The sequence below is a fragment of the Streptomyces cinnamoneus genome, from assembly GCF_014650495.1.
In the GTDB taxonomy this organism is placed as follows: domain Bacteria; phylum Actinomycetota; class Actinomycetes; order Streptomycetales; family Streptomycetaceae; genus Streptomyces; species Streptomyces cinnamoneus.
This window is the reverse complement of the sequence record NZ_BMVB01000005.1, coordinates 247,353-264,084: the sequence shown is the minus strand read 5'-3', so window position 1 is coordinate 264,084 and position 16,732 is coordinate 247,353. Positions and strand designations below refer to the sequence as shown.

The following is a 16,732-nucleotide window of genomic DNA, read 5'->3' as shown; positions in this document are numbered from 1 at the left end:
GGCCGCGGGGGCGTATAGAAGACCGAGGTGGCGCCAGGGCGCGCGGCGGCTCGCCTCCGCGGTGGCTGATGAGCACGTCGAAGCCCGCAAGCGAAACCTCTCGGCGGGCCGCCAGCGACATGTTTCCTGCTGAACGAGGAGCCGGCTTTTCATTGCTGGCTTCGCCCGCTTTGAGCCGTCAGTACCTCATGGCCGCCCGCGAGTCCGAGTACCAGGTGGGGCCGTAGGCAGTCCAGAGAGCGGGGCTCGGGACGCGTTGTGGAGGTGGGGCTTGGGGGCTGGCTGTCCATGGGCTTGTCGGGGGCAAGGTAGAGGGTGCGGGTTTCGTCGGTGTGGGTGACGCTCGCCAGGATGAGTTTGTTGTCTTTGACGTGCCAGGTGCCTTCGGTTGTGCCGCTGTGTACCAGGCGCCAGACGCGGGCGCGCCAGATGACGTTGTACTCGGCGGCGTGGCTTTCCCTGCGGTATCGGCCGTCGGGCATGAAGTCCCAGGTGATGCCCTTCCCTCCGACGACCTGCGCTTTTTCGCCTTGGATGGTGAAGGTGTGGACGTCTGAGTACACGTGCCAGCGTCCTGTTGTGCAGCGAGTTGCCTGTTCGTCTGCCGGCAGGGCGGGGGTGACGGTCACGAACCGGTGGGCTGCGTAGAAGCTCGCGACGTTGATCAGGACACCTGCCGTGGTGATTGCCGTGATCAGGCGCCACTGGTCACGCAGCCGGGTAGCCGACGGCGAATTGGTGATTGCGGGGCGTTTCAGGAGGCGTGCCAGTGGGGCAGTCACGGCGAGACTGAGCAGCGGTGCGGTGACCATCGTCGCGGCGGCGTCGGCGTTGGCGGCTGCCCTTGCCGGCGGCCAGGAGTAGCTGATGGAGGCCAGGACGATGGTGGCTCCCCACAGGACGGTCGCGGACGCTGCGTGGAGTGCAGGTGCGCGGGATCCGAGTCGGGCGGCCAGGGCTGCCGCAGCGACGGCCACAGCGACGCCCATGAGCGTGAGAGGAAGCTGCCAGTAGAGGAACATGATGCGGGAGACCTGGGCCAGCACGATGCCGTCCTGAGTGCTGCGGGAGACAGCATCCGACCTGAGGCGGGCCAGGAACGGCAGAAGGATCAGAAAGACGCCGAGGCCGGCCATGATGATCACGGGGGTGCGCCGCCACAAGGCTGCCGTGCGCAGCGGCGTGAGGGCCAGGGGGAGGCAGATGCAGATCATGGCCGTGGTGTAGGCGGGGCCCATGGTCATCGGCTGGACGACAAATGCCTCGTGGAGCGCGATGCCGAACAGTTCGAGCTGGTCCAGCAAGCTCAGTGGTGAGGAGACCCGGTGGTCGAAGAAGCCCGGCACCTTGTCGATCAAGGTCTGCGGGTAGCCGGTGATCGCTGCGAAGGTGCGCAGGAAGAACGCCCAGACCGCAGCGGTCGGAAGAACCACGGTCACCACGGCGCCGAGAAGATGCCACCTGCTGCGGAACCGTAAGCCCGCATCACCTCCCTGGGCACCGCGGCGCCCACCTCGCCGGTCGCGGGCAGGTGCTAGGGGGCTCAGCCGGGACTGCTCACCAGGGCTGCCGAGGTCCTCAGGTGTTGTTCGCGTGGCCGGTGCGCTCGTCTGCCATACCGGTGCGGTGACCACGATCCACCGGCACAGCACTGCCTGCAGAACGGCCAGGAGGGCGATGAAGCACACTTCTGCCAGCCAGAGGCGTTCGGTGTCCATGATGTCCAGGGCCAGTGCTTTCTGCATCGTCAGCTCGGCCCCGGCCAGGACGCCTCCGCCAAGGGCCAGGCCCTCGAGCCACAACCATCTACCGGCACGGTCCCGATGAGCTGCCAGGCGCCACATGGCCGGCCCGATGACCGCCGCGATGACCAGCCCGATCGCCATGCCCTCGATCGTTGAGCGCCCCAGGCTGGCGGCATCGTCGGCCACCGCGGTGAAGGCGTTGTCGAGGGGGAAGACAGCGATGCCTGCCGCCACGCCGGTGGCGGCTGCCCGCAACGGGCTGGGCCGGTCCACCACCCATGGGTCGACTGCGGCCGTCCGACGCTTGCCGGGACTGGGGTGGACCCACGGGAAACGCCCGGGCGACAGGCACGACCAGACCCTTTCCGGCAACTGGGCACAGGCATCAGCTTGCAGTTCCCGCGTGCGCATGACGGAACCGAACAACAAGAACACCACCACGCCCAGAGCCACCAAACGCCACAGGTCCTTGCTGAGGTAGCGGCCCACGTCATCGGCCCCCACCACGACGAGGTGGGGCAGCACCACGACGGGGATGAACGCCAGCGCCATGCCCGCCGCCAGCCGGCTGACCTCTACATCCCGAAGCCGCACATGAGCCAGCTCATGGCGCACCACCCCGTCGAACAGCGCCGGATCGCACTCGAAGGCGTTCTGCGCCTTGTTGTGGATGGCCAGGCAGTAGCGCGGATACCGGCCGAAGACCTCCGCGTAGCCGTCGGCGGTGCTGAACATCACGTCCGGGCAGCGCCGCAGGCCGGCGGCAGCAGCGAGTTCCTCCACGCGCGCGACGATGCGGCGGCAGTGATCAAGCCGAAGGTCAGGGGCGACGAGCCGCTGACGGGTGAAGGCCGGCAGCGCGAGATAGACCAGGAGCGTCGCGGCCGTCAGCGCAGCCGGCCCGGCCAGGAGGGCAGGGACTCGCTCGATGCCGGTACTGGCCAAAGAGACGTCATGGGCGAATGACGCGCTGCCCAGGGCAGCCGCAGCCATCACCAGGAAACGACCCGTCGTCGCAGTCGGAACCCCCACCACAGAACCGGTCACTCCGGTGGGCCGTCCGTGCGCGCCACCAGCAGCTTGACCAGCTCAACGATGAGCTGGTCCGCCCGGTGCGGCTCCAGGTTCCACTGCGCCACCAGCGACCTGGACAGACGCTCGACCTCCTCCAGGCGCTCCGGCGTCAGGTCCAACGAACCAGCTGGCGGCGTAGCGAGGGACCTGCGGGTGATCCACGCCCACAAACGGGACCCCACAGAGGCGCCGGCCTTGCCCAGCAGCAGATCCAGCACATGGTCGACGAGCGCCATCGCGAAAGGCGCCAGCAACACCGCCGCGGGCCCGAGGGTGCCGGGATCGAACCCGGTGAGGGACCCGGCACGCATCTTCGTGACCTTGCCCGGCCGACTTTTGAACCTCGTCCGCCGCTGCGCGTACCGGGTGGAGATCACGTGGTAGGTGATCTGGTCGGCTGTTTCCTCAGGAGCCATCCGGTCGACAAGGTCGTGGCTGAGATTCCGGTGCAGCTCTAAGCGATCCATCCCACTCCGTTCACATCGACGTGCCACCCGCCCTTGGCCATCGCGCCGTCCGGGAAGCGGGCTGGGCTCCAGCCATGCCGGGCAGCCGTACCGAGAGGCGGCCGGTGCCCGGCGTCACCTGGGTCGGACGACCCCTGCCACAGGCCGGTTCCAGCTATGTGTGCCGGAAACACGGTCACCAGCGCAAAGCCCACCTTTGCCCGTCAATCAGGGCTGACGAACTGGCCACGGGACTATGGGATCCGGTCGTACCTGCCCTGTGCAGTCAGCGACCAGCGCGCTCCGCCCTCGCAGCCGAGGCAGCACGTTCGCCCGTTCAGAGCCTGCACGAGACGGTGTGCAGCAATTGGGGTGCGGGCTTGCCATGCGCGCCGGGTTGTGTGCGCTGGGGCAGGAGCCAAGTGACTCGAGCGGACTGAACCATGGCTGGACGCGCGCAGACCCGTACGGGCGGCCGCAGAATCGGCAGCCTGGGCCTATCGGCAAAGGAAGGCTTCCCCGCCGTCGTCAAAGCAGCCCTCGACCGCGGCGGCGCCGCAGCCACACGGCGCCTGACCAGCACCTGGCCCGGCTGGCTTTCGCCCAGCGATGCGTCGGCCCCGTCGATCCTGACCATGTGAGCAGGGTGGACTCTGCCGGGGCGGGCTTTGTCCTCCGGCTGGAAGGCGGTGAGGAGTTCGAGGCCGCGGCCGTGGTGGTGGCTACCGGGCTCGGCGCACATGCGTACATTCCGCAGCGGCTGCGTCATCTGGCACCCACAGGACCGGGACCGCAGGCGCCGCTGTCCCACACGAGCCAGCACATGGATCTGTCCCGTTATGCCGGGCGCCGCGTTGTGGTCGTCGGGGGCGGGCAGTCGGCGCTGGAGAGCGCCGCTCTGCTGCACGAAGGCGGTGCCGACGTCTAGATGAGTCATTCCGAAGTGATCAGTGGTCGTAGGCGATCAGGGACCGTGTGATTGGCTGTCCGGTCTTGTGGTTGTGCCAGATTGCTGCGGCCAGCGCGAGGACGCGTTGGGCGACGCGGACGGCGACACCCTCAAAGGTCCGGCCGCCGTGTTGTTCCAGTTCGAGCTGGCCTTTGAGGGTGTCGTTCACCGACTCGATCAGTTGCCGCACCGATTTCAGCAGCGACTCGCCCTTGCGGCGTTTCTCCCGCTTGAACGAGGGCCGCAGCAGCTCTGCCCCGCGCATGGCCAGATCGGTCTCGAATTCCTTGGAGGCGAAGCCTTTGTCCGTGATCACCAGCAGGCCGGGGCGGTCGGTGACTGTGTCCGGCTCACGATCCAACATCGCCGTCAGCACCTCGCGCTCGTCCAGCTTCGGGTTCGCAAGGGACCACAAGATCGGCATACCGGTCGGGGTGCACACCAGGTATAGCCGCAGGCCCCAGAAGAATCGGGAATGGCTGGCGCAGTATCCGTATCCGGCCCAGCCTGCCAGGTCCGACCGCTTCACGGTGGGGCGTGACCGGCCGCACTCGACCGGGGTGGAGTCGATGATCCAGTGGTTGTCGAACCAGAAGTCGGTGTCCGTCGCAAGGAGCCGTATAGCCCGCTTGACCAGCGGCAGCGCGGCCCGCAGCCGCTTGTTCCAGCCCGGCTGCTTCGGGACGAAGGGGAACATCTCGCCGAGGCGGGAGCCGACAAACCGCAGCCACCTGGACTCCGAGGTGAAGCCCAGCATCGCCTGGGCGACAGCGAGGCAGACGAGCTCGGAATCGGTCAGCCGGGGAGGGCGTCCCAGCCACCGGGTGTCCGTGATCTCGTCGTCAATCTTCACATACAGTGCGGTGAGCAGGGCGTCCAGGTCATTCGTCACAGAACGATCTTGGCGGCCCTGCCTGTCTCCCCGGCCGCCGGCAGGGGGCTGCCCGATTGCTCGGCTTCACGCTTGAGCAGGCCGACAAGCCGCGGGAGACCGGACGCCACCGCCATGGCCGCCCGTGCCGGACCTCCCGGTCCGCGCTGTGGCCAAGAGCGCCCAGGGCAGCGCGAAGATCTCAGATCTTCCGCCGTCTGCTGCCCGCCGTTGTCGAAGGCTGCGACGACCTGGCCGTCTGCGTGTCCCGGTCCGGCCTGAGATTGCCGAACCCCGCGCCATGCCCATGCCATCGATGTCATAGTTGGACGTTGTGTGGACAACGCTTGCGCCGCTCATCGGCGTCCTGCTCGGCGGGCTCATGTCGATGCTGGCCCAGCGCTCGGCAGGACGCGCCTTGGAACGCGGCGAGGCGCGCCGCAGTGCTCGTGAACTTGCCGAGGCGCGCCGCAACGAGCGTCTCACTCACCTCATCGAATTTCTGTCTGCGGTGCAGGAAGCTGAACGAGTCGCGGTGGATCGGCATCACCACAACCTGGCTGACGAGCAGTGGCAGGCCCGGGCCAGGCAGGTCCTTGACAGGGTGTGGGTGATGCAGAAGACGATCCACGTGCTGTGCACGCCTGAGGTCAGCGAAGCGGCACGCAGCCTCGCGTGGGCAGTACAGGAGGTGATCAGGAAGGGCCCCGAAGACCCGGGAGAGCCACAGGATGAGAAAGTCTGGGCGCACATCCGTCCGAGCCGACAGGCATTCCTTGATCTCGTGCGCGACCAGCTGAGTTGAAACCCCGGGGAGGGATTCGGCAGCTGCCGTGAGCGGCCCGGGACAAGCAGCACCAGCTCCGGCCTCCATTGTGCGGCGAGCATCATCTACTTCGCCGGCTTCTCGAGGGACGCAAAGCCCGCCTTGGCGCAGGAGGCGTGCATGCCCACGGGCCAGCAGCAGGCCATCGAATGGCCCCTTGGCCCATCGACAAGCTGAACACGATCACTTCGGAATGACTCGTCTAGGTTCTGGTGCGCGCCTCGCGGGTGCGTTGGGGAGAGCGCCCAGAGCTGTGGCGCCCGGTGAGCGAGCGGCTGGTCGCCCCGGCGTCCCCGCTGGGCATCGGATGGGCCCTGGCCGCGGTGTGCCGCGCTCCAGGCGCCGTGCGGCACCTTCCGGCCTCCGCCCGGATGGGGCTCTTCCGCCGTGCGCTGGGCCCTGTCGGCGGGTAGTGGCTGCGCGAGCGCGTCGAGGGCATCGTGCCCGTCCGCACGTCCTGCCGTATCCGGCACGCGCGCCTGGAGGGAACCACGGTGCACCTGTGTCTGGGGCCCGCGCAGCTGCCCAGTGTGCTCCGCGTCGTCTACCTCGTTTTCACGGAGGGGTACGCCGCCAGCTCCGGCGATGACCTCCTCCGCCCTGACCTGGCCGACGAGGCCATGCGGCTCGCCCCGATCCTGGACCGGCTGCTCCACGGGGAACGCGAGGTCACGGGGCTGCTCGCGCTCCTCCTCACCGACGCCGGGGCGCGACAAGGGTCGACGAGACGGGGGCCAGGTGCTGCTCGAAGACCAGGACCGCGCGCTCTGGACGCCGACCTCATCGCCGGCGAACAGATCAGCGGGGACGGCGCGGTGTCCTCCCACCTGGCGGCGGTGTCGCGGATTCCTGCCAACATGGAGGTCTTCTCCTGCAGTCGGAGCCCTGAGGGCGGGATCGACACCCATTACGGGTACGAGGGCGACAGGTGGCGCCTCAGGAGGATCGCGCCGGTGGACACTGCCTTCATCACGACGCCTTTGGCCGCGCTCTTGCGTGTACCCGGGCACATGGAAGTGTGGTGGGACAGCCGCCCCCGGTCCCTCGACGGCGCCTACTGGTACGGGCAGGACTGGACCCGTTACCAGCTCTCCCCGGGTCCGATGTCGATCGGTCTCGCCGCGGTCTCGCACAAGCTGGAACACATGGAGGTCATGTGGGTCGGAGAGGACGGTGCGGTCAACACTGTCTACTGGTACGGCCCGTAGGGCTTGAGCGCGCCCTGTTGTCAGTGCCCGGCACTCAGCCGTGTCTCTCCGATCATGTGATTCGTTGTTCGGAATGTGTTGAGCAGGGGGATCTGACGGATGACGAGTGGGCGGTGGTGGAGCCGCTGCTGCCGCTGAGCAACAACCGGTGCGGTCGGTGGCGGGACCACCGTCAGGCGATCAACGGAATCATTCGTCGGCTGGCACCAGCTGCCAGTGGCGTGAGCTGCCCGAACGCTTCGGCCCGTGGCCACAAGAGGCATCTGCTGTGGCCGGCCGACGTCGCCTGGGAGTGGCTGCTCCAGCGCGTCCAGGCCGCCGCTGACACGGCGGGTGACACCGACTCGTCATCTGGCTCCGATCATGATCGGAGAAACACGGCCTACCGCCGAAGCCCTGGCCTTCAGCCGGCGGTGCGCGACAAGCACGAAGTCTCCCGGCGATCAACGATCTCCGCCGAAGTCATCCGTGCGCGACCAGCGTGGGCATTCCGAACATCACGCACACAGACTCGTGACCTGCAACTTCACAATGCACAGCGCTCGATGACCCAAACGAAAGTCCCTGGGCTACTTGCCATTCAAGTGTGTGGCCAGGCGTGACAGCAGAGGCAGCGCCGCCTCAAGCGTCTTTCGTTCATCGGACCTGAGGACATCGTTGATCGCGATGCCGAGCCAGTCCGCACGCCTTCGGCGCTCCTCGGCCAGACGGCCACTTCCCGTCGGCGTGAGGTAGAGCAACAGCTTGCGCCCGTCGCTGGGGTGCGCCTCGGCATGGACAAGGCCCTGAGCCAGGAGTTCTTTGACCGTCTTGGCGGCCGACTGGTGACTGACTCCCCGCTGTTGTGCGATCTCGGCGGTGGTCAGCGGGCCGCCGCGGTCCAGGTAGCCCAGGACGGCGGCCTCACCGGGCGGCATCTTGTCGGCAGTGCGCACGGTGCGTACAAGCCGTCCGATGGTCAGGCGAAGTTCTTCGGCCAGCTCATTCTCGTCCATGATGCCAGCTTACCCACACCCATCAACCAAACTGTACAACTTGGCTCCATTGTTTGCCTGGTTCTACAGGAGCGCCCGCCGGCCCTCGCCGTAGCGAGGGGTGGGGGTGCTGGAGCCAGGTCGCAGTCGACGCTCGCGGCGTGATATCTACAACCATACTGTACAGTCTGGTTGTAGATATGCGGTCGGCTCGGAAAGGACCCGCTGTGAAGCTCACCAAGTACGCCCATGCCTGCGTCACGCTCGAGAAGGACGGCACCCGCCTGGTCATCGACCCCGGCACCTTCACCCCGGACGCGGCAGAGGCCGTCACCCAGGCTCACGCCGTCCTGATCACCCACGAACACTTCGACCACTTCGACGAAAAGCTCGTCGCCGCCGCTCTCGAAGTCCAGCCCGGGCTGCAGGTCTACGGCACAGCCACGGTCGCAGCCACCCTCGGCAGCCACGATGGCCGCGTGCACGCCGTCGCCGCGGGCGACACCTTCACCGTCGGTTCCATCACCGCCACCGTCCACGGCCACCGCCACGCGCTGATCCACGCCGACATCCCGTGCCCCGACAACGTCGGCTACCTCGTCGACGACGGAGCCGTCTACCACCCCGGCGACGCCTACTTCGCGCCCGACGCTCCCGTACGCACCCTCCTGCTGCCGACCAGCGGCCCATGGACAAAGCTCGGCGAAGCCGCCGACTACGTCCGCACAGTCAAGCCCGAGCGCATCATCCAGATCCACGAACTCATGCTCAGCGACCTCGGCCAGCACTCCACCGTCAATCTCCTCGGCGAGAAGGGCCTGACCGGCACCCCGATCGACCGCCTCGCGCCCGGCACCACCATCCAGCTGTAAGAGGGCGTCTGGTTCACGTAGTTCGTGAGTGATTGCGTTTTATGCGTCTCGCCAGGTAGAGGTGGATTCTCCGGTTGCCCGCTTCGCGAGGTTGGAGATGGCGGCGAGGCGGATCACGCTCTCGGAGTGTTCGGTCTTGGTCTCGTAGTCGCGGGCGAGCCGGCGGTGCATCATGACCCACCCGAAACCGCGCTCCACTACCCAGCGTCGTGGGAGTACGGAGAAGCCTTTGACCTGTGTCTTCCTGGGCTCGACATTGACGTCGATGCCGAGCCTCGTGCCGCCGGCGGAGCTCGCCGAGGGCACTTTGGACATCCTCGGTTCCCCGAGCCCGGCCGAGCTGAGTGCCAGGATATCCTCGACGGTCGCGCGCTCCTGGCTGAGGCACTCGACATCGGCCCGTTCTGACGTCGGTGTGGTCAGCGAAGGCCAGAACCTCTTCTAACCTGTAGAGTTCCGTCCTTCCGGGTCTTTCGTGTTCATGATTCGTGTCGTCAACCGGTACAGGGGCAGCGGTGGCTCCTCCATCCCGCTGGCCTGCGAGGTGCAAGGCGATGGAAGGGCTTGCGCTGCGATGAGCCCGTAACTAGGGCATCACCTGCTGCAACGCCGCCTACCGGCCCGGCATCCGCAGGAAGGCCGGGCCCCTTCTGACCAACGAGGTATGCAGCATCGCTTCTCCGACGCTCGCCCGCTGTGTCTCTCCCGACAGCGGCCTCACGGTGCCGGCCAGCCGCGAAGGCGTCCTGGATGTCGGGAGCGAATTCAACGTGGTGGGCTCCGTCATGGCCGAGGACGCGGACCCCTCGCGCCGCCGGGTGCTTTTTCTGAGCCAGTCGGGGATGTAGATGCGTATTTGCGATAAGTCCCTCGAAGTGGCCGGTTTACCTGTTCCACATCCGCCCCAATGCCACCAGGATTCCCGGGTTCACCCGTAATACGAGTGAGGGGGAATCCTTGAGACGCACCGCGGCGCGAAGAGGTATGCGGTCCTGGGCCCAGGTGGTCACCTTTGTTATCGGGCCGGTGGCAGTCGCCTCCCCGGCGCTACTGAACACGGCCTCGGCGGCGGCCGCACCGTTGAATGAGAAGCCGAAGACGACGGTGGCAAACCAGGTCACGGACCCGCGCATGATCGAGGTCCTGAAGCGGCAGGACGTGCTCGACAAGATTGCGTCCGACATCACCGAAGGCCGCCCTGAGAGCGACCGGACCCAGATACCCGGGTTCGCGGGCCTCGCAGTCGATCCGGATGGCAACCGTCTGCGCTTGCACTGGAAGGGCGCGCCGCCGCAGCGAGTGCAGCGCATCCTCGAGCGCCTGCCGGACGGAGTGAGAGTCGATGTCGTTGCCGCCCGCTACTCCAGGGCCGAGCTCAGGCAGGCTGGCAGCAAACTGATCAATGACGGCAAGCCGGTTTCTCTGCGGGTGCCTTCCACCAACGAGCCCATTCGCATCACCAGCATGGGCGGAGCCAACGACGGCAACTCCCTGAAGATCACCTACGACGAGGAGCAGGCTGGCGGGAAGATGGGATCCCCGCTCTCGGTGGCACCGGCTGTGCGGGCGGAGAAGTCGAAGGAGATCAAGGCGCTCACGGAGCGGCTGACGGGGGTTGCCACCACCACGTCGCACGAGCCGGTGAACACGGCGGCGCCGGCCGCTGCGGCGCCACGCTTCTCGCTTCAGCAGTCCAAGCCCCTGGCCGGGAACCCAACGCGGAAGCACGACACGGCCCCCTGGTACGGAGGCTCGGCGCTGCGGAACCCGACGGGCGGTATCTGCTCCAGTGGGTTCGCGGTCAAGGACAGCAAGGGCAAGTTCATGCTCACGGCGGCGAAGCACTGTGACGGCGCAGAGGGCTACTGGCGTACCTGGGAAGGCGCCGAGGACGTCGGCGTCAGCGACCGGCTCCAGAGCAACGCCAGCGTCGACACTGTCGGCATCGCCCTGCACGCCGAGGCCCGCGGATTCCTGTACGACGGGGAGGCGTACAGGACGGACGGATACGCCAAACCCGTGACCGGCTACGGCAACAACAACGTCGGCGACTACGTGTGCAGCAACGGCGCCAACGGCGGCGTCCACTGCAACATCCAGATTACCGACACCGACATCGGCGTGGCCGGCTCGGATGGGCGCTGGCGTCCCATCACCGACCGCGCCGTTGTGACGAAGTACACCCCGGACCAGGTGGCGGGAGTCAACGGCGACAGCGGCGGGCCGGTCTTCGCCGGTGTCAACAACTACTCGGCCGACGAGGCACGCGGTACTATCACCGCCTCCAACGACACCACCACATGCCCCTCGTCGCTGAACGAGGACACCGTGCTCGACGGTCACAACCGCAAGCCGTGGTGCTTCAAGACCGTCTACTACGTGCCGATCTACCAGACACTGCACACCATGAAGTGGACGATCGTTACCGGATAGCAGCCGAAGAGATGACCATGGACTCCAGGCAACGCAGGACCGTCGTACGCGCCCTGTGGATCATCGGTGCCGTGGCGGTTGTTGTTGCCATTGCTGCGACCGCGTGGTGGCAGTGGAACGACCGCCGCCACCACCAGCGCCACACCAGCCTGATCAGCGACGTGCAGCTCAGCGGTGAAGGCCGCACGCTGTCCGTGGCGACGTCGTGGAGACCTCATTGCGACGGGGCACGACCGCAACTGCAAGCCCAGGAGTCCTCCACCACAGTCACCCTGACACTGAAGCTCGGTGAGGCGCTTCGTACCCCCTGCGACGACGAAACTGTCGGCATCAACCAGGTCAGCGTCACCCTTCAGTCGCCATTGAACGGACGCAGGCTGATCGACGCCTCTACCGGCCGGGACCTGAAGCCCTCTGCGAAGTGAACCCACACGCGGATGGCCCCGAGTGCTCAGCACTGGGGGCCATCCATATTCGGCTCTATCGGAGTCACTGACTTTGTGGCCGTAATGTCGTCGAGAGCTGACGGGTGGTGAGGGCCGCGGTACTTCCGAACCATGAGGCATCCACAGGGTGGTGGTCTGGTCGCTGAGCGGGGACTTCCGCGAGAGTCTGCGCATGGAAGCGGTGGAATTGCACGCCGGTCTCGGTGATCATTGGGCCGGCGTCCTCGACGTACATGGTGCCGACCGACCCCGGTGGTGGACTAGGGCGTGTCTGACAAATGATCACCTGGTCGATTCACGAAGCCAGAGGATCAGCGAGACCAGGACGACTCCGGCGCGGTAGCGAGTGGCGAGCTTGTCGAACCTGGTGGCGATCGCACGGAACTGCTTGAGACGGGAGAAGCATCGCTCGACCACGTTGCGGTCGCGGTAGACGTCTTTATCGAAGACGGGTGGGCGGCCGCCGAGGTTGCCGCGTCGACGGCGGTTGGCGATCTGGTCGCGGCGTTCGGGAATCGTGGCAGTGATGCCCCGACGCCGCAGCAGGTGGCGGATCGCCCGGCTGGAATAGGCCTTGTCGCCCAGCACCCGCGTCGGCGTCGTGCGCGGGCGGCCCGTGACGATGCGTGGGATGCAGATCTCGTCAAGGACCTGGGTGAACGCGGTGGCGTCGTTGACATTGCCGGGCGTGAGCACGATCGACAATGGCAGGCCCCGGCCGTCGACGGCGAGGTGGACCTTGGTGGTCAGCCCGCCTCGGGAGCGACCAAGGGCCTGGCGTGCCTGTGAGCGGCCCGGATCTTCCAGATTGTCCCGGCCTGCTGCCCCCTTTTGCGTGCGTCGGCGGCGTGCTGATGGGCCCGGTTGATCGTGGAGTCGACGGCGACTGTCCATTCCACCCGGCCCATCGCGTCGTCGCGGACCTGGACATGCTCCAACAGTCTTGCCCAGGTGCCGTCCGCCTCCCAGCGGGCGAACCGCTCGTAAACGGTCTGCCACGGCCCGTACCGCTGGGGCAGGTCGCGCCAAGGAGCCCCAGTCCGCAGCCGCCACAACACACCATTGACCACCTGCCGGTGATCACGCCATGGACGGCCACGTCCGTCCGCCTGCGGCAGCAGGGGCTCTATCCGCTCCCACGCCGCGTCTGTCACCTCGCCTCGACCTGCCACAAGATTGATTATCGGACCGGCTATAAGGTCCTCCCTGTGGCGAATCATCAGGACGAGACCAGGGCGGCCTACGACGGAGTCGTTGAGCTGTACGCATCGCTGTTCGCAGACCGGCTGGAGACGCAGCCGTTCGCCCGGGCCATGATCAGCACTTTCGCCGAACTGGTGCGCGCGACGGGCAACCTGCGGGCAGCGGACGTTGGATGCGGGCCCGGACATCTGACGGCCATGCTGCACGAATTGGGCTTGGACGCCTTCGGACTTGACCTGTCCCACGGCATGGTCGACCACGCTCGACGGGCCAACCCGGCGCTGCGCTTCCAGGAGGCGCGGATGGAGTCCTTGCCGATCGAGGACGCCGTGCTCGGCGGCGTACTGGCCCACTACTCAATGATCCACACCCCACCGGGCGAACTGCCAGAGCTGCTCGCCGAGCAGGTCCGCGTCCTGGCGCCGGGTGGCGTGCTCCTGGTCTCCTTCTTCGGGACCGACGGACCGGAGCCGGTCAAGTTCGACCACAAGGTCGCACCTGCCTACAGCTGGCCGGCGGACCACCTCGCCAAACTGCTGGCCGATGCCGGGCTCGTTCCTTTCGCTCGGCTGCTCCACGACCCGGCCTCCGAACGGGGCTTTCTCGACGCACACCTGCTGGCCCGCCGCCCATAGGTTCTGCCCGGCAAAAGGTGCGAGGTGGTCGGCGTACCTCCGGACCGCCTACTCAACGGGCGCTCGCTGATTCGACAAGAATTGTCAGACAGGTCCTAGCAGGGCCGCGGTCCGCATGGCACCCGCCAGGGCTTGGGCACGCTGCTGTCGCTCACGCAGAGCCGACACCAGCGCAGAGGTGAGCTGCCCGGCCGCGGACCCGACCAGGCCGGGCAGCTCCAGGGCGGCGGCGACCTCGCCGACCCCGGCCCGCAGCTGCTGCGGCAGCGTCTCGGCGAAGCGGCCGGCCAGCCCAGTTCGCCGGATGTACTCGTCCAGCTGCTCACCGGGGTGGACCTGCTCCCAGTAGTGGCGCAGCGCCACGTCGAAGGAGGGCAGCGGCCGGCCCAGGGCCCCGGCGAGCGCGAGACGGATCGTCAGGACGACCCGCTCGAAATCCGAGCCGGTCGAGGCGGAGCGGGCCAGGTCGATCCGGATGGGCAGCAGCCGCTGCGCCCAGGCGGGTGCTGCGCCCCACTGGTCGGGGCGGTGCTCGGCGGCACTCAGCGCGGCTTCGACCTTGCGGAGCAGGGTGGTCTTGCCGACGCCGCCCACGCCATGAAAGACGATCACATTCGTGCGGGGTTGCTTCGAGGTCTTCCACGTCGAAGGCGGGGCCGGTGGTGCGCCGCAGGTGCTCCTCCAGCGCGGCGGCCACCAGGGCCCACTGGTGCTGCCGGTCGGTGAACGCCTCCACGGCGTCGAACGCCGGGTTGTTGGAGCTGAACAGCGCACGCAGGTCGGCCATGGTCCCCCCAATGGGGATCGTCTCGCTCCCAACCTATGACGCGCGGCGTGCCGTGGCGGCACTCTGGTGGGGGTGCGGCCCGATAGTCGCCGGTAGTGGACGGGAAATCGCCCACGGCCGACAATGATCCTTTTCGTCCCCGAAGGTTGGCTCCCGTGCACGATCCGGCATCCCCCACCCCGAACTCCTCCGAGCCGACCAGCACGGTCAGCTATGGAGTCGCCTTTGAGACGGTGGGGCGGGTGATCGCCTGGTACAGCCGGGAAATCCTGGCCGAGCGCCGCTCGCCTGCCCCCGACACGGCCAGGATGGAGCAGCTGATCGCCGAGCACCGGGAGTGCATGCAGGACCAGGCGCGCCTGGAGGAGGCCGGCGGCGAGGAGATGGCCCAGCTCAACGCCCGTTACGCTGCCCGTCTGGAGGAGTTGGGGTCGCCGGGGGCGTAGCTGTACGGGTCGGCTTTGTCCCGGGGCAGTGGGAGAGCGGCTACGGCGGCGGGGCCGGGAAGCCGTCGCGGCTGCAGTGGCTCGGGCATCAGCGGCCGTGCCAGGCGGGCGATGTCCTCCACGTCATGGCGGTAGTGCGGCAGCGCGGCGCGCAGGCGGCGATGAACCGCCCAGAACCGTGCCGCCTCCTGGGTCGTGTAGGGGCGGGTCTGCTCGGCGAGCAGAGCCTGTACCGCTCCCGCAGGCCGCGCCCAGGAACCGCTCTGGGTGCGTTCGTTGCGGTAGACGACAGTTCCGTCGCGCCTCCACACCATCACCGAGTCGGCCACCGGCATCTGCTCGGCAGCCTCCACCGCACCGGCGAGCGCCGCGAAGTGGCGGTCATGCCCATCGGCGGTGGTGAACCGGGCAGGCCCGCCGCGCCGGCTCACCTCGGCGTAGCGGGCCGCGGTGCCCTGCCGGGAGTCCGCCGCCCGCACGGCCAGCACCACCAGCTCCACCCGGTAGCCCGCCCGCCGGTAGAGCATCGCCTCCTCGACGAACGAGGCCGTGCTGCCGGGGGCGATCTCGATGACGACGTCACCGCGCCGCTCGCGTACATACGCCTCGGCCATCGCCTGCCAGGCCCGGTAGTCGGCCCGGATCCGGACGCTGGCCGTACGGGGCTCTTCCTCGAGCAACGTCAGGTAGTCCGGGTGCTGGACCTTGAAGTCGTCGCCGCTGATCCGGGTCGGCCGGCCGCGCAGCGCGCGGCGCAGCATCGGCGTCATGCTGGTCTTGCCGGAGCCCGGCTGGCCCAGCACGTACACCGCGACCGGTCGCTTCTGCGGCGTGATGCCCGCCAGCAGGGACGGGGCGATCAGTTCGTCGAAGATGAAGCGGTGCTCCTCGGCGGAGAGCCGGTGGTAGTCCGTGCCGGGCGCCTGGCGCCGGGCCTGCGCGGTGCGCCGCAGCGGCTCGGCCAGCGCGGCGGCGCGCTCGGCGTCGCGCCGCACGGCCAGCGACCAGTCGTCGGGCAGCCGCGCATCGTGCGCACGCCGGTCGGCGTCGGCGAGCTGGCGGCGGAAGGCGCCGGTCTCCGCCGCGCTCCACCGGCGTGCCCGCTCGGCCAGCAGCGCCTGGCGCGCGCCCGCCGGGCGGCGCCACCGGCCGCCGGGCGTGAGCTCGTTGGAGTACAGGACTTCGCCGGCGCGCCGGACGACGACGACCTGGTCGGCCAGGCGCCCGGCCTCGATGTCGGCAAGGGCGTCGGGCAGCGCGGATACGCAGGCGTCGCGGTTGTTCCACCCCACGTACCGGGCCCGGCCTTCTTCGGCGAGGCGCAGGTACCGGTCCAGCACACCGAGCTGCGACACGGCCTCCGGCACCGCCAGGGCGACCACCTCGACCCGGTAGCCGGCCCTGCGGTAGGTGGCCACTGTGGCGAGCCACGCGGCCGGGTCGGCCATGGCCTCCTCGGCCACCACGTCGTAGCGGCCCGTGCGGGCGCGGGCTTCGACTTCGGCCTGCCAGTGGTAGGTCTCCGGCCCCACCCGCACCCCGGCCGTCCGTACGTCATCCACCAGGAAGCTGGGGTAGTGCGGGTGGACGGCCTTGTACGTGTCCCGGTCCACCCTCACCGCGCCGCCCCGCTGTTCAAGGGCGGCGTGCACCAGGTCCATCACGAGCGTCTTGCCGCTGCCGGCCTGCCCGGCGACGAACACCACCACCGGGTGCTCCTGCGTCACCGCGCCCGCCGTCAGCCCTGGCACGATCACCTCGGCGAGTAACTCGCCGTACTTCTCCACCAATGTCTCCCGGCTGTGTTCGAGATAATT

Annotated in this window: 15 protein-coding genes and 1 pseudogene; 8 read left to right on the top strand and 8 right to left on the bottom strand. The window is 68.0% G+C overall.

Annotated features, from left to right (window positions below; all coding sequences use genetic code 11):
- Positions 1 to 149: 149 nt before the first annotated feature.
- The gene (locus tag IE182_RS10025) at positions 150 to 2,792 is read right to left on the bottom strand and encodes a M48 family metalloprotease (RefSeq protein ID WP_190109339.1); all 2,643 of its coding nucleotides are present in this window, start codon (positions 2,790 to 2,792) and stop codon (positions 150 to 152) included.
- Positions 2,789 to 3,286 carry a hypothetical protein gene (locus IE182_RS10020; RefSeq protein WP_190109338.1) on the bottom strand — a complete coding sequence of 166 codons (498 nt, stop codon included), beginning with the start codon at positions 3,284 to 3,286 and terminating at the stop codon, positions 2,789 to 2,791. Before IE182_RS10020 ends, IE182_RS10025 begins: the two co-directional genes overlap by 4 nt.
- Positions 3,287 to 3,902: 616 nt before the next feature.
- Here IE182_RS10020 and IE182_RS10015 point away from each other — a divergent pair.
- Positions 3,903 to 4,193, top strand: coding sequence for an NAD(P)-binding domain-containing protein (locus tag IE182_RS10015; RefSeq protein WP_229844697.1), 291 nt, complete (start codon positions 3,903 to 3,905; stop codon positions 4,191 to 4,193).
- Between the two features lie 19 nt (positions 4,194 to 4,212).
- Here the strand turns inward: IE182_RS10015 and IE182_RS10010 are convergent, their stop codons facing one another.
- A complete protein-coding gene (locus tag IE182_RS10010; RefSeq protein WP_190109337.1) occupies positions 4,213 to 5,106 on the bottom strand; it encodes an IS982 family transposase in 894 nt (297 codons plus the stop codon).
- Between the two features lie 304 nt (positions 5,107 to 5,410).
- On the opposite strand from IE182_RS10010, the gene IE182_RS10005 reads away from it, so the two are divergent.
- Positions 5,411 to 5,890 (top strand): hypothetical protein, encoded by a 480-nt coding sequence (locus IE182_RS10005; RefSeq protein WP_190109336.1) that lies wholly within the window; start codon positions 5,411 to 5,413, stop codon positions 5,888 to 5,890.
- 515 nt (positions 5,891 to 6,405) lie between these two features.
- Positions 6,406 to 7,119, top strand: coding sequence for a DUF6596 domain-containing protein (locus IE182_RS32740; RefSeq protein ID WP_373303532.1), 714 nt, complete (start codon positions 6,406 to 6,408; stop codon positions 7,117 to 7,119).
- 569 nt (positions 7,120 to 7,688) lie between these two features.
- On the opposite strand, the gene IE182_RS09995 is transcribed toward IE182_RS32740, so the two are convergent.
- Positions 7,689 to 8,114, bottom strand: coding sequence for a MarR family winged helix-turn-helix transcriptional regulator (locus IE182_RS09995; protein WP_190109335.1), 426 nt, complete (start codon positions 8,112 to 8,114; stop codon positions 7,689 to 7,691).
- A gap of 206 nt (positions 8,115 to 8,320) precedes the next feature.
- Here IE182_RS09995 and IE182_RS09990 point away from each other — a divergent pair, with 206 nt between their 5' ends.
- Positions 8,321 to 8,965, top strand: a complete 645-nt coding sequence (locus tag IE182_RS09990) for an MBL fold metallo-hydrolase (RefSeq protein WP_190109334.1) — start codon at positions 8,321 to 8,323, stop codon at positions 8,963 to 8,965.
- A gap of 39 nt (positions 8,966 to 9,004) precedes the next feature.
- Here IE182_RS09990 and IE182_RS09985 read toward each other — a convergent pair.
- Positions 9,005 to 9,247, bottom strand: a pseudogene (locus IE182_RS09985) (transposase); the annotation flags it as partial.
- A 744-nt stretch (positions 9,248 to 9,991) separates the two neighbouring features.
- Here IE182_RS09985 and IE182_RS09980 point away from each other — a divergent pair.
- Together IE182_RS09980 and IE182_RS09975 are read left to right on the top strand one after the other, a co-directional pair.
- On the top strand, positions 9,992 to 11,398 hold the full coding sequence (locus IE182_RS09980) for a S1 family peptidase (RefSeq protein WP_190109333.1): 1,407 nt from the start codon (positions 9,992 to 9,994) through the stop codon (positions 11,396 to 11,398).
- Between the two features lie 17 nt (positions 11,399 to 11,415).
- Positions 11,416 to 11,823, top strand: a complete 408-nt coding sequence (locus IE182_RS09975) for a hypothetical protein (protein WP_190109332.1) — start codon at positions 11,416 to 11,418, stop codon at positions 11,821 to 11,823.
- A 303-nt stretch (positions 11,824 to 12,126) separates the two neighbouring features.
- Here the strand turns inward: IE182_RS09975 and IE182_RS09970 are convergent.
- Positions 12,127 to 13,064 (bottom strand): IS5 family transposase gene (locus IE182_RS09970; protein ID WP_373303531.1). Its coding sequence is split into 2 segments (ribosomal slippage): positions 12,127 to 12,659 and positions 12,659 to 13,064, totalling 939 coding nucleotides; the frame shifts between segments, so codons are not numbered across the junction.
- On the opposite strand from IE182_RS09970, the gene IE182_RS09965 reads away from it, so the two are divergent.
- Positions 13,053 to 13,682 carry a class I SAM-dependent methyltransferase gene (locus IE182_RS09965; protein WP_190109331.1) on the top strand — a complete coding sequence of 210 codons (630 nt, stop codon included), beginning with the start codon at positions 13,053 to 13,055 and terminating at the stop codon, positions 13,680 to 13,682. The two genes, IE182_RS09970 and IE182_RS09965, sit on opposite strands and share 12 nt — an antisense overlap.
- A gap of 84 nt (positions 13,683 to 13,766) precedes the next feature.
- On the opposite strand, the gene IE182_RS09960 is transcribed toward IE182_RS09965, so the two are convergent.
- Positions 13,767 to 14,294 carry a hypothetical protein gene (locus tag IE182_RS09960; protein ID WP_190109330.1) on the bottom strand — a complete coding sequence of 176 codons (528 nt, stop codon included), beginning with the start codon at positions 14,292 to 14,294 and terminating at the stop codon, positions 13,767 to 13,769.
- 330 nt (positions 14,295 to 14,624) lie between these two features.
- Between IE182_RS09960 and IE182_RS09955 the strand changes: the two genes are divergently transcribed.
- Positions 14,625 to 14,915: a hypothetical protein gene (locus IE182_RS09955; protein ID WP_190109329.1), complete on the top strand. Its 291-nt coding sequence runs from the start codon at positions 14,625 to 14,627 to the stop codon at positions 14,913 to 14,915.
- On the opposite strand, the gene IE182_RS09950 is transcribed toward IE182_RS09955, so the two are convergent.
- Positions 14,873 to 16,702, bottom strand: a complete 1,830-nt coding sequence (locus IE182_RS09950) for a zeta toxin family protein (protein ID WP_229844696.1) — start codon at positions 16,700 to 16,702, stop codon at positions 14,873 to 14,875. The two genes, IE182_RS09955 and IE182_RS09950, sit on opposite strands and share 43 nt — an antisense overlap.
- Positions 16,703 to 16,732 lie beyond the last annotated feature (30 nt).

Coding starts and splice junctions, on each gene's coding strand:
- IE182_RS09975 (WP_190109332.1), top strand. CDS start 11,416: ATGGACTCCAGGCAACGCAGGACCGTCGTACGCGCCCTGTGGATCATC.
- IE182_RS09995 (WP_190109335.1), bottom strand. CDS start 8,114: ATGGACGAGAATGAGCTGGCCGAAGAACTTCGCCTGACCATCGGACGG.
- IE182_RS10020 (WP_190109338.1), bottom strand. CDS start 3,286: ATGGATCGCTTAGAGCTGCACCGGAATCTCAGCCACGACCTTGTCGAC.